Raw genomic sequence first — 15,488 nt, forward strand, 5'->3', positions numbered from 1 at the left:
TGGACGGTCTTTGAAGTTACAAGTTCAAGGCGAAGAGAGCCGGAATCCTCTCCGGTTCCGCCCCTCCCCCGTCGTCCTCTTTCTCAATCCGCAATTTACTTCCCAAGAATCATTACACCGCGCTCTCGCTCCTATCGGTCGCAATCTGCAGCAGAACAGCCGCAATGATAATACATCCTTTCACGATTTCCTGCGGATAGGCTGGTACGCCTTTCAAGTTCATGATGTTGCTGATCAGCGCAATGATCAGCGCGCCGATCACTGCTTTTACAACATTTCCTTTGCCGCCTGCAAGACTTGCGCCGCCGATGACGCAGGCTGCGATCGCATCAAGCTCGCCGCCTTTTCCAAGCGTAGATGACGCGGTCTGCGTTCTGGACGCAATAAACATTCCGGCAATCGAAGCAAGGAATCCTGAAACTACATAGCAGGAGCATACATACTTCTTTACATTGATACCCGCAAGCTGTACGGCAGTGCTGTTGGAGCCGCAGGCAATCACGATACGTCCATAGGAGGTATATTTCTGTACAAGCGCGATAATGATGATGATGATCACGCATCCAATCACGATGGGGTAGCCAAAGTCCTTGCTGGCCATCGCTTTAACGGCTGCCACATTAGAGCAGCGTACCGGGGCGCCTTCTGATACGATTAAGGCTGCCCCGTTACCAATCGACAGCGTAGCCAGAGTCGTTACAAATCCCTGCATCTTGCCATATGCCACGAGAATACCATTCAGAAGCCCCATAGCGATGCCAACTAGAATTGCTATCAGGAAGGCTACCGCAAGGCTCACTTCGTGGTCTCTCATCAGAACATAGGCACAGGAAGAAGATAATGCCGTTACCGCGCCTACGGAAAGGTCAATGCCCCCTGTCAGGATGACGAACAGCATGCCAAGCGCCACGAGGATCGGGCCGGACTGCTGAAGGCAGATATTCATTAAGTTGACCGGCTGCAGGAATGTGCTTGACATCACCGCGCACACGATAAACAGTATCAGAAATATAACATATGTATTATTCGTAATCAAAAAATCTTTTATATTTATTTTCTTTTTTTTCCATAGTTAGACCCCCATCGCAAATTTAATCAATGTTTCTTCAGACAGTTCATCCTTGCCGACCTCGCCTGAGATCTTCCCATTACGCATGACCATTACGCGGTCGCACATGCCAATGACCTCCGGCATTTCAGACGATATCATGATCACCGCAACGCCCTTTTCCGCAAGCGTATTGATTACCTTGTATATCTCCGTCTTAGCGCCTACATCGACTCCCCTGGTAGGTTCGTCAAAGACAATACATTTACAGTCCGCCGCAATCCATTTCGCCAGCGCCACCTTCTGCTGGTTGCCGCCGGACAGGCTGTTGGCATTATCTTCCGTATCGCCGTATTTCGTCTGTATGCTTGCCAGGACATCTTTGACAAACGCCTTTTCAGACTTATGATTGATTATGCCGCCTTTCGTAATTCTATCTAAACAGGCAAGCGTCGTATTCATACGGATACTCTGCTCCAGCAATAATCCCTGTTTCTTTCTGTCTTCCGGAAGAAGGCCGAACTTTTCCTTGATGGCGGCACGGGGGCTCTTCCAGCTTACTTCCTTTCCAAAATAATAGACCTTGCCGGACTCTTTCTTATCTGCTCCGAAGACAGCCCGCATCGTCTCCGTTCTTCCGGCCCCTACAAGCCCGTTGAATCCGAGTACTTCCCCGGCTTTTACTTCAAAACTAACGCCCTGCACCATCTTTCCTGCGTGCAGATCTTCCACCTTCAGGACGGTGTCGCCGATCTTCGCATTCCTCTTCGGAAACATATCGGTCATCTCCCGTCCTACCATCAGGTTAACCAGCCTCTGCTTATCGAATCCCGACGTCTCCACTGTATCTACATAAGTACCATCCTTGAGAACCGTGATATGCTCGCTTAACTGAAAGATCTCTTCCAGACGGTGCGAAATATAGATCACGCTTACGCCCTGATCCTTTAGCTTATGGATGACTTCAAATAGTTTTTCTATCTCAGAAAATGTCAGAACTGCCGTTGGCTCGTCGAATACAAGTATTTTCGCGTCTCTGGTCAGACACTTGCAGATTTCGACCACTTGCTGGTATGCAACGCTCAGGCTGCCACATTTTGCATTCGGGTTAATATCGGAAAATCCTAGTTTTTCAAGCTGCTCCCTTGCATCCGCCCTTAACTTCTTCCAGTTAATCGTTGCCTTTCCTGCCGAGAGCTTATCTATAAAGATATTCTCCGCCACCGTCAAGTCCGGCGCGAGCATGAATTCCTGATAGATAATCGCAACGCCCAGATCCTTGGACTCTTTTGGATTTGTAATCTTGACTTCCCTGCCATCTATAAAAATCTGTCCGCTATCCCTCTGATATGCGCCAGACAAAATCTTCATCAGCGTAGATTTGCCGGCACCGTTCTCTCCTATAAGAGCATGAATCTCGCCAGGCTCAACTTTTAAAGAAACGTCTGTAAGAGCCTTAACTCCGCCAAAGCGTTTTGTGATATTTTTCATTTCAAGTCTATACTGCCCTTCCATACACTCACCTCCACACATGATCCAATGATTCAAAAAAAGTCCTCCTCGTTATAAGGAGGACTTAATGATTATTTAGAAGCCGTATTCATAACGCTCGTCAACATTGTCTTTGGTAACGCAGACAGCCTCTGTCATCGTTACTTCATCGTAGCTTTCCGGATCTTTTCCATCAACCAGGATTTCCTTTGCAATGTTTGTTGCCGTGATCGCTACCTGCCATGGAGAGTTCTCGCCTGTGCAGTAGTATTCGCCGGATTTGCACTCTGTTGTTCCATTTATGTAGTCATATGCTTCCAGCGCGCCATCCGCTGCCGCTACATAGTGGATGCCTGTAAGTCCCGCGTCATCTGCTGCCTGCATGCCGCCGAATAACATCTGGTCATTCTCTGCAAACATGGTGTTAAGCTTGTCCTTCGTCTTTACCACAAGGTCATTGGCATCGTTCAAAATATCATTTACTGTCCAGTTGCCCCAGCCCTGTCCAGCGATGGTGAATTTTGCTTCTTCGTTCGTGTAAGAGCCCTTATTCAGTAACTGGTCATCAGCGTCTTTCGTCAGCTTCCATGCTTCGTCTTCGGAGATTCCAAGCCTCTGCTCCAGAACGCCGCAGATCAGTCCCTGGCGTCTCTCTGTTCCTGCAACATTTCCTTTTTCGCCGGAAAGCATGATGGAGTAGATCTCCTCATCGCCCATAGATTCTGCAAATGATTTGCCGCAAAGACGTCCATTCTGCTTATTGTCAGAATATACGGTGGTCACGCAGTAACTTCCGTCATTCACGCCAGAGTCGATATTGATAACCGGAATTCCTGCATCATGAGCGGCCTGCTCATCTGCGATTACGTTGTCCGGGTCAATACAGTCGCAGAAGACCATATCATACTTCTGAGAAATAAATGTCTCGAAGTTTTCAGACTGTTTTGCAACATCCATATCCGCATTCAGCACGACTACATCAGAAGCCTTGTCAACAAGTCCGATCTCTGCGCATTTCTCCTGAACTGCTTTGGTCAATGTTACGAAGTAAGGACCATCCTGGGTCTTCATGGCAATGCCAATCTTGTACTTGCCACCTTTGTCGTCACTCTTCTTCGCATCTTTGGAATCGTCGGAGCCTTTATCTGATCCTCCGCATCCAACTGCCATCGACGCTACCATTGCTACACATAGCAGCACGCCCAATAACTTTTTCTTCATACTTTTTTTCCTCCTTTTTTGTTTTACGTATATATTTCTAACGTTGTTATATCATGATGTTATAACATTGCTTCATATTTGTCAACAACTTTTTCTCCATATAACGATCATTTTTTATGAAAAATAACGTTAATAAAAAGACAATCTTTTTTATTTTTTAGTTATTTTCACTGTTTTATTTTCTCATTGGTCGCATTTTATTGTGCAATATAGTCATTTTTTAATATTGTTTTGATTTTTCTAACTTTATAAAAAACAATGACGGGCACCTATACATTTCTGTACAGATGCCCGTTCCTTCTTTCTTCTTTTATACGCATGTAAAACATCCATCTACGATAATGTCCGTTCCTGATGTAAATGAGGCTGAATCAGACAGCAGGTAGATGACTGCTCCGCACAGTTCATCCGGCGTGCCATACCTTCCATATGGCGTAAGGTCCATCCAGCGCTCCTGCCAATCCGGATTCACATGGCATGTCAGTTCCGTGTACATATATCCAGGACTGATGCAGTTTACGCGGATTCCGTCCTTACAATATTCTACCGCGAGAGACTTGGTCATCTGAATGACCGCTGCTTTTGACGCATTATAAGATGCCTGCTCCTGAGGCCAGTTTACAATGTGGCCGGACATAGATGCCGTATTGCAGATGGCCCCCTTCTTTCCCTTCCCCTTCAGATACCTGGCAAATTCAGACGCCATATAATATTCTCCGTTCAGATTCACATTGATTACCTTGGCCCACTCTACCGGCGTTACGTCATAGGCAGACTTATGTAATACGATGCCCGCATTGTTAAACAGAAGATCCAGCCCGCCCATATCAGCATCCGCCTGCTCGATCGCGGCCTTTACCTGAACCGGATCCGTGACATCCACGCCATAGGCTGCCGTCTTCTTTCCTGTAGCCTCTGCAATTTCTTTTGCGGTCTTTCTGGCCTTTTCCTCCTGCATATCAAAGATGGCGATGTTGGCTCCGACTTCCGCCATGCGCATAGCAACCACGCTTCCGATCCCCTGCGCGCCTCCTGTAACAATTGCTGTCTTTCCTTCTAATGAAAATAATTTTTCCAGTGCGTTCATGTTTTCTCTCCTTTACTGTTTCTAGTTTCTAGTTGTTCACAATTTTATTATGTAGTTATGTTATAACATTATCTTCTATTTGTCAACATTCTCATTTGGCAAGATGGATATTGACATTTTTCTATAATCGCAATATAATGTTACTATGTAATGACATTGTTATGCAAGCACATTGCGAAGCGAGATTTACAACTACTAATTAATAAGAAAGGATGATTAATCCAATGGCAAATGTATATCAACCAGCAACTGCACCAACTCTATATTTTATCGGCGTTACCACTGGACAGTCTTCCATTATGAAAGTGTTCCCCAAATGGGCCGATGCACTTGGATTAAAGGATGCTGTCATCAAGGGGATTGATTTCGCCCCTCATTCTTCTGCAGAGGAGTACCGGGAAGCCGTCACTTTTATCAAAAATGATCCGCTCTCTCTTGGAGCGCTCGTCACCACTCATAAAATCGACTTGTTCAACACCTGCAAGGACTTATTTGAATATGTGGATCCTTATGCCGAGAGATTGGGAGAAGTCTCTTCCATTTCCAAAAAAGGCGGAAAACTCTGTGCTCATGCCAAAGATCCTATTTCCAGCGGAATGGCGCTTGAAAACTTTGTTCCAGCCAACTATTGGACCCAATACGACGGGGATGTGCTGCTGCTTGGAGCAGGCGGAAGCACTCTTGCTATGTCCGTATATTTTGCGCAGGAGCAGTTCGGCGCTAACGTTCCTAAGCGTATCATCATCGCTAACCGAAGCGTTCCGAGACTGGAGTCTGCACAAGCCATTCTCGACGGAATCAATCCAAAGATTCATTTTGAATACATACACAATCCTACGCCTGCGGATAACGACAAGACGCTGGCTTCCCTGAAGCCCCACTCTCTTATCGTCAACGCCACAGGATTAGGCAAGGACGGCCCAGGATCTCCCCTGACGGATGACTGCGTATTCCCGGAGGACAGCCTGGTATGGGAAATCAATTACCGCGGAGACTTGCTTTTCAAGCGCCAGGCCGAAGCGCAGGCACAATCCAGGCGGCTCCACGTGGAAGATGGCTGGATCTACTTCATTCACGGATGGACCCAGGTGATCTCCGAAGTATTTCAAATCGACATCAAGGGCGAACTGCTTGAGAAATTAAGCGAGATTGCCAAATCATAAGGAGGCATAAGACAATGAATCAATTTAATTGGGATACCAGTTTCCAGGTAGATTTCGACCTTGTGACAGGACTTTCAAAGACCGCCGAAACTACCAAACGATATCTTTCACAGATGAAGGATATGTACTATGACGCGGATGCCGTAAATGAGGTATTAAAAAGCGGCGATCCCCTGGTCTATGAGTTTCATGAACTGGGATGTCCGGAGCGGGCCGGGGATCTGGCATTTGGAACCACGATCCTCTACCCTGGAATCATCGGAAATGAATACTTTATGACCAAGGGACATTTCCACACCATCCTTGATACCGCGGAGGTATATTATACCCTGGATGGAGAGGGCTATATGGTTATGGAGAATCCGGAGGGAGATACCATGGAACTTCCTTTGAAAAAGGGCGAGGCTCTCTACGTGCCCAGGCGTTACGCGCACCGGTCAGTCAACACGGGAACTGTGCCGCTTGTAATGTTCTATACCTTTGCGGCGGATGCCGGACACGATTATGGCACCATCGAGACCAAAGGCTACCGCAAGTTAATTGTCCGGGACGCAGGCAAGCCATCCGTCATAGACAATCCTCATTGGAAATAGGGAAGATATTATGAAAGAAATTATCACCGTTACCGGGCGGATAGCCCCGGAAGAACTAGGCTTCTGCCAATGCCATGAGCATATCGCCATGAGCAAAGGCATATCCTATCAGATCAATCCAGCACTATGCATGGATGATATGGAAAAGAGCCTGGAAGAAGCAAAGCGTTTTCATCTGGCAGGAGGCCAGTCTTTCATAGAAGCCCAGCCATGCGGCGCAAACCGCATGGCTTTAGAACTTAGAAGACTTTCGGAGGACTCCGGCGTGCATATCATTGCCTCCACCGGCTTCCATAAACTGTGCTTCTATCCAAAAGAGCACTGGATCCGCACCCTGCCTCCTTCTGATCTGGAAGAAGTATTCGTGCGGGAGCTGACGGAAGGAATGTTTGTCGATGCCGACCAGGGAATGCCGCAGACTCCGTGCGATGCCAGGGCTGGCATCATCAAGACCGCTTATGACACGGAAGAATTAAGCCCGCGCTACAAGGAACTGTTCCGGGCCGCCGCCAGGGCCGCCCTGCGCACCCATCGCATCCTCATGATCCATGTGGAGCAAGGAACGAATCCAGTGCTGCTCCAGGATTACTTGCTGAACCTCGGCATCCGTCCACAGGATCTGATGTTCTGCCATATGGACCGCGCCTGCCCGAATCTGGAACTTCACAGACGTATCCTCTCCAAAGGCTCCTACCTGGAATTTGACACTATCGGACGCTTCAAGTATCACAGCGATGCGCATGAAATTCAGTTATTCAAGGCTCTGATAAACGCCGGATACGAAAGCCAGCTGCTGTATTCGCTGGATACCACCCGTACGAGGCTCAGATCCTATGTACCGGATGCCATAGGACTTGATTACATTCTTACCGTATTCAACCAGTTATTAAGAGATTCCGGCGTTTCCGCGGAAACCATCCATCTGATTTCCGTCGAAAACCCGAAACGTATATTAACCCAGTAATATGCGCCTGCATATTACATCCATTACAAGGAGCGAATCATTATGAGTGAAACAAATCTATTCGAACAAGTTGCCGCAAAAAAAATCATTCCCGTTGTCAAATTAGACCGCGTATCGGATGCAAAGCCTCTTGGGGAGGCATTGTGCAAAGGCGGGCTGCCTGTGGCGGAGGTCACCTTCCGTACCGGAGCCGCTGAAGAATCCATCCGCATTATGAGAAAGGAATTTCCTGACATGATGGTTGGCGCAGGCACAGTCCTGAATGTGGAACAAGCCAGACGCGCGCTGGACGCTGGCGCGACATTCCTGGTAGCCCCGGGATTTTGCCGGTCTGTCGTGGAATTTGCGATAGACAATCATCTTCCAGTCTTTCCAGGAACCTGCACCCCATCCGAAGTAATGGCCGCAATGGAGTATAATCTGCCGGTAGTAAAATTCTTCCCTGCCGTACAATGCGGAGGACTTGGAACGATCAAGGCGCTTGCAGCCCCATTTCCGTCCCTGAAGTTCATGCCAACCGGAGGAATCAACGCTTCGAATGTACTGGAATTCCTGGCTTTTGATAAGATTATCGCCTGCGGAGGCAGCTGGATGGTAAAAGACAGCCTTATTAACGAAGGAAACTTTGAAGAGATCGCGCGTCTGACCGCCGAGGCGGTCACGCTCGTATCCAGATAACGTATCCGCAAGCAACAATGACAGGAGGCACGCTTATTATGAGAATATTAGTTACGCCAACTTCTTTGCAGCCTGGCAAAGGCTCTAAGGCGTTGGAAACCTTAAAAGCATTTTCCGATGATCTTGTATTCAACGAACTCGGCCGTCCTCTTACAGAGGACGAGCTGATTCCCTTATTAAAAGACTGCGACGGATACGTTGCCGGGCTGGATTCTATCACCCAGAAGGTAATAGATGCCTGCGGCCATCTCAAGGTCATCTCCCGTTATGGCGCGGGTTATGACCGCGTGGATATTGCGGCCGCCAAGGCAAAAGGCATCCCGGTTGCAAACACGCCTGGCGTCAACGCCGAAGCCGTGGGAGAGCTTACATTTGCCCTGATCCTGGCCGTGGCAAGACGCATTCCCTATCTCAATGATTCCACCAGAAATGGGGAGTGGGTACGCAGCACCGGAATGGAACTGAAAGGAAAGACGATCGGAATCATGGGACTTGGCGCCATCGGCAAAGTAACCGCCCGCTGCGCCAAAGGATTCGAAATGAACGTCATTGCCTATGACCCCTTCATCAATGAGGCCTACTGCGCCGAACACGATATCGGCATACGCGCTTTTGATGAACTCGTGCAGCAGGCGGATGTCATCGCCCTTCACCTGCCCCTCATGGATTCAACCAGACATTTGATCAATAGAGAAGCCATTGCCAATATGAAGCCAGGCACGATCCTTATCAACGCTTCCAGAGGTGGCATCATCGATGAGGCTGCCGCTTACGAGGCACTAAAGTCAGGAAAACTTGGCGGCCTGGGACTCGACGCTTTTGAAATCGAGCCTCCTACAGGCTCCCCGCTGTTCGAGCTTAACAACGTGGTGGTAACGCCCCATACAGGCGCTCATACCCAGGAGGCCACCGATCATATGGCCAGCGGAGCAATCAAGAATCTGATTGATATCTTAAGCGGAAATGAATGCCCATATATTGTAAATAAGTAAAGTAAGACGTCCCGGAAGTAATTCTAATAACTTCCGGGACGTCTTACTTCATATATTCACATTTCAGGATTACAAATGTCTTGCCATCTTCTTAAATGCATCTTCCAGCGCAAAATAGCAGGTTTCAAAGGCCTCTTTCACGGATCCATACGCTTCTACTGCCCCGGAATCCGGAGTATGTACGGATTCAATATTGATGAATCTGTCGATAGCGGTAAAGTCTTTAAAGATCCCCCGTTCCCACGCCGCCGATCACCGCCGCGCCCATGGAACTGCCTTCTTCCAGGAGGGATGGAACCTTGATCCTGGCATTGTATATATCTGCCATGATCTGCCTCCACACAGCCCCCTTGGCTCCGCCCCCCACTACCGTGATCTCCTTGATATCCATCTGCGTCCTCAGAATATCAAGGCAGATGGAAAGGTTCATGGTGACGCCTTCCAGCACGCTTCTTAGCAAATCGCCCCTGATGGTTTCCGGCTTGATGCCGATCCAGGCGCCTTTCGCGTCCGGGTTCCAGCGAGGCGCGCGCTCTCCCAGCAGGTATGGCAGGAAGATGAGCCCGTTTGCTCCCACCGTGCTTTTTTCAATCTGTTCATTCATATAGGTATATGGAGAGGTTCCTTCTTCTTTTGCCTTATAGGATTCCATGCTGCAAACCGTATTCTTCAGCCAGTTATATGCCCCTCCCGCATACTGCATGGTTCCGTTTGGCGCGTACATACCCGGAATCACATGCGCCCAGGTTACCGTGCGCATCTGCGCATCAAAGATCGGCTTCTCTGCCGTCGTCGTAATCCATGCGGATGTGCCCATGCAGCAGTAGGTCTTGCCCGGCGATATGGATCCGCATCCGATATTCGCCACGACTCCGTCTCCTCCGCCCATAACGACCGGCGTTCCTTCTGCCAGGCCTGTCGCCCGTGCCGCTTCTTTTGTCACGCCGCCAGCCACGAAGGTGGAAGGCTTGATCTGCGGAAGCTTATCTGGGTCAATCCCTGTAATCTTCAATATTTCTTCCGACCACTGGAACGTTTTCAAGTCAAAGCACGCGACGCTGTTGGCATCGGAAGGCTCTGTGTAAAACTTCCCGGTCAGCTTAAATACGATATAATCCTTCGCATTGAGAGTCTTGTAGGTCTGCTCGTATATCTCAGGCTCGTTGTCCCGCACCCACATTAATTTCTGGATTCCGTAGGACGCTGTATTTCGGTGTCCTACGATATGGTAAAAATCCTGCTGGCTGATATGCTCTTCAATCTGTGCCACCTGCTTCTGCGCCCTCTGGTCCGCCCAGATAATCGAGGGGCGAAGCGGCGTTCCGTTTCGATCTACGCACAGGCATCCCATCATCTGGCCGCTGAAGCTGATCGCGCCGATCTCTCTGGGATCAACCCCTGTAGACTGGATCAGGCTGCTGCTTGTCCTGCATACTGCGTTCCACCAGTCATCCGCATTCTGCTCCACCCATGTATCATTAAAATAGTGGGCATCATACGAAAACACTTCGCTCTTTATCAACCGTCCGTCCTCTGAAAATAATGTGGCCTTGTTCCCTGAAGTCCCAAGGTCATGTGCCAAGATATACCTCAACCGTCTGTTCCTCCTTAACTTTTATTCTCCGGAAACACGGTTACCTCAAATTTATTACGGTCCCCGCGATATCTGGACAAGGTATATTCGATTGGCTTTCCAAATGCGTTATATCCAATGGAAACAAAATATTGAATGGGCTTTCCCCGCTTCATATCCAGCAATTTCACATCTTCTGCCTTAGCCTCTATGGCTTCCACCGTACGCTCGATCCTGAATATCCTTGTCTCGTCCTTCTGTGAAAGAATGCTGTATAACTGTTCTTTTACCAAGTCATGGCTTAATAAGAAATCACATTCTTTGTATGGAAGGTAGGTCTTCGTAGTTACGATGGGTTCGCCGTCTGCCATTCGTTTCCGGTACAAAAAGATGACGGAGTCGCTTTCCCTTAGTTCCAGCGCCTTCAGGACCGAATCCTCAGCCTCCGTCCCCTTAAGCGTCTTTAGTTCCAGCACTTCCGTACTCGGCGTCATGCCCGACCGGTACATCTGGTCATTAAAACTTTCAATCTTGCGTATGAATTCCTGGGTGATCTTTGGCTGGGCCACAAAAGTCCCTTTGCTCTTCACCCGGTACAGACGTCCTTCCTGAACCAGTTCTGTAATAGCCTGTCTTACCGTAGTCCGGCTGATCTGGAATGCGTCGCTGATTTCCTTCTCCGTGGGGATCAAGTCTCCGCTCTTATAACGTCCTTCTTTGATCTCCGCCAAAATCAGTTCCTTCAATTGAAAATATAATGGAATCGGAACCGACTTATCAATTCTATTTGTCTTGTCTAACATTGCAATATCCTCCTGATATTCGAATATATTTGATTAAGGATATTGTAACATATTGGAAATTCTCCCGCAAGCATATCGACCACTTTGTATAATCGTAACTATGTAATGATATTATAACATAATACAGGCGGAATTCAATGATTTTTTCAGTATTTTTTTCGTTTATAATGTTTTCCATCCTCTTGTCTTACCAAAAAGTACATGATATAATTATTGTTATAACATTACTATCTTGTAACCTGATAAAATAAGATTATGGAAAAGGAGTTATCAGCATGGCAAAAATGACACAGGCAATTATGACGGAACCAGGAAATATCATCTACCAGGAGGTGGATATCCCCGAGGTGAAGCCGGATCAGATCAAAGTAAAGATGAAGCGGATCGGAATCTGCGGATCCGATATACATGTCAATCACGGAAAGCACCCTTATACCAGCTATCCAGTCGTCCAGGGACACGAAGTCAGCGCAGAGGTGGTGGAGACGGGCAAGGATGTGACAAACTGCAAGGTAGGCGACAAAGTGACCATTCAGCCACAGGTGGTATGCGGCAAGTGCTATCCTTGCACGCACGGAATGTACAATGACTGCGAAGTACTGAAGGTCATGGGATTCCAGACTACCGGAATGGCCAGCGATTATTTTGTAGTAGATGCCAATAAGGCGCTGGTACTTCCAGAAGAGATGTCCTGGGATCATGGCGCGATGATCGAGCCGCTGGCTGTCGCTGTCCATGCCGTACGCCGCTATGCCGCTGACATGACCGGTAAAAAGGCTGTCGTGCTGGGCGGAGGACCAATCGGCAACCTCGTTGCACAGACCGCAAAAGCGCTGGGCGCAGAGGTCGTGCTTCTATCAGAACTCAGTGCTTATAGGCTTGATACCGCTAAGAAGTGCGGGATCGCCACGGTCAATCCGTCTGAGGAAGATCTGCTTGAAGCCATCATCGAAGCTTGCGGGGAAGACCGGGCTGATGTCATCTTCGAATGTATTGGAATCAACCCAACCATGAAGCAGGCGATCGCATATGCAAGAAAGGGAAGCCATATCGTAGTCGTAGGCGTATTTGGAGATCTGGCCACCGTAGATATGGCAGCCGTCCAGGATCACGAACTGACGCTTCTTGGAAGCGCGATGTACCGGGAAGAAGACTACATCAAGGCAATCGAGCTGGTGGCCGCCGGAAAGATCGAATTCGAGGCCTTGATCACCCACCGTTTTGGATTCCGGGAGTTCAAGAAAGGATATGATACCATCGACCTGGAAAAGGACAAGGCTATGAAGGTCATGATCAACATGGAAGCATAATTCTAAGAATGCCGCGCGTCAGGCCATGGGGCCTGCCACGCGGCATCTTTCGTCTATCTCTTGGCATCATTTACGTATTCAAAGGACGCATGGTTATCCACGATATCAAATATCTGGCTTCCCTTCTCCCAAAGTTGGTATCGGATCCTGCATACAGGGCTTTCTCTTATAATCCTCGTCATGCTGCCCTGCCGCGGCGCGCTCAGCCCATAGGACCGCTCTCCCAGCTTGGTCACCTTTAAGCACAGTTTTCCTTGTCTTACTACCGCTTCGCTGGCGCTAAGCCTTGTAACTTTCGCCCCCAGATAGGTGGCAAGCCGGTAGGTCCGTCCCGGAACCTCTATCTGGCAGATGCATCCTCGGAAGCACCACCTTCCAATCGGTACGTCAGCTACAGAAAGCATCAGGCTTCCTTTCTTTTTCTCCGTAAAGATACATTGCGTCCAGAGATACTCCTTTGGGAAAGAACTTCCCCAGTCTGTCTCTATATACCCCAGCCCCTCGTCCAGATCCACTTCCCTTCCATTTATCAGCAGCCCTCCTCTGGTTCTGTGCATCATGCTCAGAACGCCGTGATTGCATTCTAGAAACGGAACTCTTTTAAACGGCCCCATAATATCCTTCTTTAACTTGGCAAACGGGCCATAAGAGATATTTCCATAGACGGATACGTCTTTGTTCTTCAGATTGACCCAGATGCCTTTTTCCGTAAACAGGTTCTCCCCGATCATCACCCGGAAGCGTCTTCTCTCGATCGTACATTGGGAGGCGGGATAGGAAAAGCACCAGGAGCCTTCTTCTGTTATCATTTGTATAGATGCCGTCCATTTCCCCTGCTCATCCGCGTGGATCGCTGGGATGAAGGCAATCATCCTGCCCTCTGCCTGGTGCTTCAGGTACCACCCTTCAAAATATGGATATTTTTTCTTCTTTCCATGATAATATCTTGTCACCGTCTATCGCCTCCTTTACAGATTCCTTTTTGTGCCGGGCCATCCAGCAGATTCCCCCGGGCATCAAATCTTGAGCCATGGCACGGACAGTCATACGTCCCTTCTTCCGGATTTAAGGACAGCTGGCATCCCATATGGGAGCATCGGGTTGTCCTGATGTTTTCTTTCGCGTCCGCGGAAAGTTTTGACGTGCCGGCAAGATTAGCCGCCGCATGGGCGCCTTCTAAGGCCATGTTCCCCATTCCCTTAAGGCCAGGCATTCTCTGGGGGGAGAATACCTCTTCATAGGGGCTGATTCTTCCGCATATCTGCTCGGAGAGAATCATGGCAGCCACCATAGAGGAGGTCATTCCCCATTTCTTAAATCCTGTGGCCACGTACCAGTTTTTCCTGCTGCCGCTGTATCTCCCAATATACGGAATATCGTCCAGGGGCATGCAGTCCTGCGCCGACCATCGGTAGGCTTCTTTGCTTTCCGGCCAGTACTCGCCCGCCCTTTTGATTAGCCGCTCATACTCCCCGCCATTCGGGTTCTCTCCGGTCCTGTGTCCTTCCCCGCCCACTAGCAGCATTCCTCCCGCGCTTCGAACCGACAGGCTTCCCGGATCGATGCCAAGATACATTCCTTCGGTCAAAGGCGCATTTTCAAGGGCGATCACATAACTGCGTTCCTGATGCATCCGCATAAAATAATGTCCCGGGATGATCGGGAACGGATAGTGGCATGCAAACACAATGTTGGAAGCCTTTACATTTCCGCGGTCTGTCTGCACCCCGTCAGAAGTCGCCTTTTGCACCTTCGTATGTTCAAATACTTCCACTTCCTCTGAAACGGCCTTTAAAAACTTAAGCGGATGGAACCTTCCCTGCCCGTCAAACCGGAGGGCTCCCTGAATCGGGAAAGGCAGTTCTGTCTTTTCCGTCCATCTTGCCGCGATCCCAAGTCTTACAGCCGCCATGAATTCATTATGAAGCCTTTGCCCCTGGTCCTGCGTATACAGATACGATGAGCAGTCCTCCCAGTCGCACTCGATATTCATCTTATGAATGACTGATCTGTATTCCTCGATCGCTTTTTCATTTGCCTGCGCATATTGGCGGGCCTGCTTCTCTCCCTTGGCCTTGATCAGGTCCGCATAGATCAGATCATGCTGGGACGTGACTTTGGCCGTCGTGTTCCTGGTCTGTCCGCTTCCAATACGCCCGGCCTCCAGAACGATGCATTCCTTCCCTTTCTGCTTCAGGAAGTATGCAGTCAGGATTCCCGCCATTCCTCCGCCAATGATCACCGTATCAATATTCATATCTCCCGGAAGGCAATGCCGTTCCCTGATCGTTGCCGTATCCATCCAGTAGGACTTATTTGTCATAGTCTTCACCTCTCAGATAGGATGCGCAGCAGCTGGTAAATATATGCAGCCGAAGAATATTTGAATTGTTTAAGACATGAGGGCATGTTATAATTTAACATATTATCTGTTAGCAAAAGGGATGGCTTTGCCAATATCTTCGTTCTCATACTTCAAGCCTGTAATGGACATGGTCACCTCCTTCAAGAGATGCAGGGATGTATATCACCTGTATGTCTGTTTCTTTATATAATGAACCAGGA

General features: G+C 48.7%; 14 protein-coding genes. 6 read left to right on the forward strand and 8 right to left on the reverse strand.

All coding sequences use genetic code 11. The features are described from left to right. Positions 1-112 precede the first annotated feature (112 nt). From K0036_RS16930 to K0036_RS16945, 4 genes are all read right to left on the reverse strand, one after another. A complete protein-coding gene (locus K0036_RS16930) occupies positions 113-1,036 on the reverse strand; it encodes an ABC transporter permease (protein WP_259283339.1) in 924 nt (307 codons plus the stop codon). Between the two features lie 36 nt (positions 1,037-1,072). Beyond that, entirely contained in the window at positions 1,073-2,563 is a 1,491-nt protein-coding gene (locus K0036_RS16935; protein WP_025641842.1) for a sugar ABC transporter ATP-binding protein, read from the reverse strand. Between the two features lie 72 nt (positions 2,564-2,635). Then, entirely contained in the window at positions 2,636-3,760 is a 1,125-nt protein-coding gene (locus K0036_RS16940) for a substrate-binding domain-containing protein (RefSeq protein WP_025641840.1), read from the reverse strand. Between the two features lie 310 nt (positions 3,761-4,070). Continuing rightward, on the reverse strand, positions 4,071-4,847 hold the full coding sequence (locus K0036_RS16945; RefSeq protein WP_025641838.1) for a glucose 1-dehydrogenase: 777 nt from the start codon (positions 4,845-4,847) through the stop codon (positions 4,071-4,073). Between the two features lie 224 nt (positions 4,848-5,071). Here K0036_RS16945 and K0036_RS16950 point away from each other — a divergent pair, with 224 nt between their 5' ends. From K0036_RS16950 to K0036_RS16970, 5 genes are read left to right on the forward strand one after another with little or no spacing between them, the layout of a single operon-like run. Further along, on the forward strand, positions 5,072-6,010 hold the full coding sequence (locus tag K0036_RS16950) for a shikimate dehydrogenase family protein (RefSeq protein ID WP_025641835.1): 939 nt from the start codon (positions 5,072-5,074) through the stop codon (positions 6,008-6,010). Between the two features lie 14 nt (positions 6,011-6,024). Continuing rightward, the gene (locus K0036_RS16955; protein WP_025641834.1) at positions 6,025-6,603 is read left to right on the forward strand and encodes a glucose-6-phosphate isomerase family protein; all 579 of its coding nucleotides are present in this window, start codon (positions 6,025-6,027) and stop codon (positions 6,601-6,603) included. A 10-nt stretch (positions 6,604-6,613) separates the two neighbouring features. After that, positions 6,614-7,567 carry a phosphotriesterase family protein gene (locus K0036_RS16960; protein ID WP_173694159.1) on the forward strand — a complete coding sequence of 318 codons (954 nt, stop codon included), beginning with the start codon at positions 6,614-6,616 and terminating at the stop codon, positions 7,565-7,567. A 42-nt stretch (positions 7,568-7,609) separates the two neighbouring features. Beyond that, positions 7,610-8,245 carry a bifunctional 4-hydroxy-2-oxoglutarate aldolase/2-dehydro-3-deoxy-phosphogluconate aldolase gene (eda, locus tag K0036_RS16965; RefSeq protein ID WP_025641829.1) on the forward strand — a complete coding sequence of 212 codons (636 nt, stop codon included), beginning with the start codon at positions 7,610-7,612 and terminating at the stop codon, positions 8,243-8,245. Between the two features lie 38 nt (positions 8,246-8,283). Then, positions 8,284-9,237 carry a phosphoglycerate dehydrogenase gene (locus tag K0036_RS16970; protein WP_220430240.1) on the forward strand — a complete coding sequence of 318 codons (954 nt, stop codon included), beginning with the start codon at positions 8,284-8,286 and terminating at the stop codon, positions 9,235-9,237. A 223-nt stretch (positions 9,238-9,460) separates the two neighbouring features. On the opposite strand, the gene xylB is transcribed toward K0036_RS16970, so the two are convergent. Continuing rightward, entirely contained in the window at positions 9,461-10,831 is a 1,371-nt protein-coding gene (xylB, locus tag K0036_RS16975) for a xylulokinase (protein ID WP_259283340.1), read from the reverse strand. Positions 10,832-10,845: 14 nt separating this feature from the next. Continuing rightward, complete coding sequence (locus tag K0036_RS16980; protein WP_025641822.1) at positions 10,846-11,613, reverse strand: GntR family transcriptional regulator; 768 nt, start codon at positions 11,611-11,613, stop codon at positions 10,846-10,848. Positions 11,614-11,897: 284 nt separating this feature from the next. Here K0036_RS16980 and K0036_RS16985 point away from each other — a divergent pair, with 284 nt between their 5' ends. Next, positions 11,898-12,923, forward strand: coding sequence for a zinc-dependent alcohol dehydrogenase (locus tag K0036_RS16985; RefSeq protein ID WP_220431340.1), 1,026 nt, complete (start codon positions 11,898-11,900; stop codon positions 12,921-12,923). Between the two features lie 53 nt (positions 12,924-12,976). Here K0036_RS16985 and K0036_RS16990 read toward each other — a convergent pair whose 3' ends face one another. Next, complete coding sequence (locus tag K0036_RS16990) at positions 12,977-13,876, reverse strand: tocopherol cyclase family protein (RefSeq protein WP_220430241.1); 900 nt, start codon at positions 13,874-13,876, stop codon at positions 12,977-12,979. Next, the gene (locus tag K0036_RS16995; RefSeq protein ID WP_220430242.1) at positions 13,873-15,246 is read right to left on the reverse strand and encodes an FAD-dependent oxidoreductase; all 1,374 of its coding nucleotides are present in this window, start codon (positions 15,244-15,246) and stop codon (positions 13,873-13,875) included. Before K0036_RS16995 ends, K0036_RS16990 begins: the two co-directional genes overlap by 4 nt. Between the last annotated feature and the right edge of the window lie 242 nt (positions 15,247-15,488).

It is taken from the genome of [Clostridium] scindens (genome assembly GCF_019597925.1).
Taxonomy (GTDB): Bacteria; Bacillota; Clostridia; order Lachnospirales; family Lachnospiraceae; genus Clostridium_AP.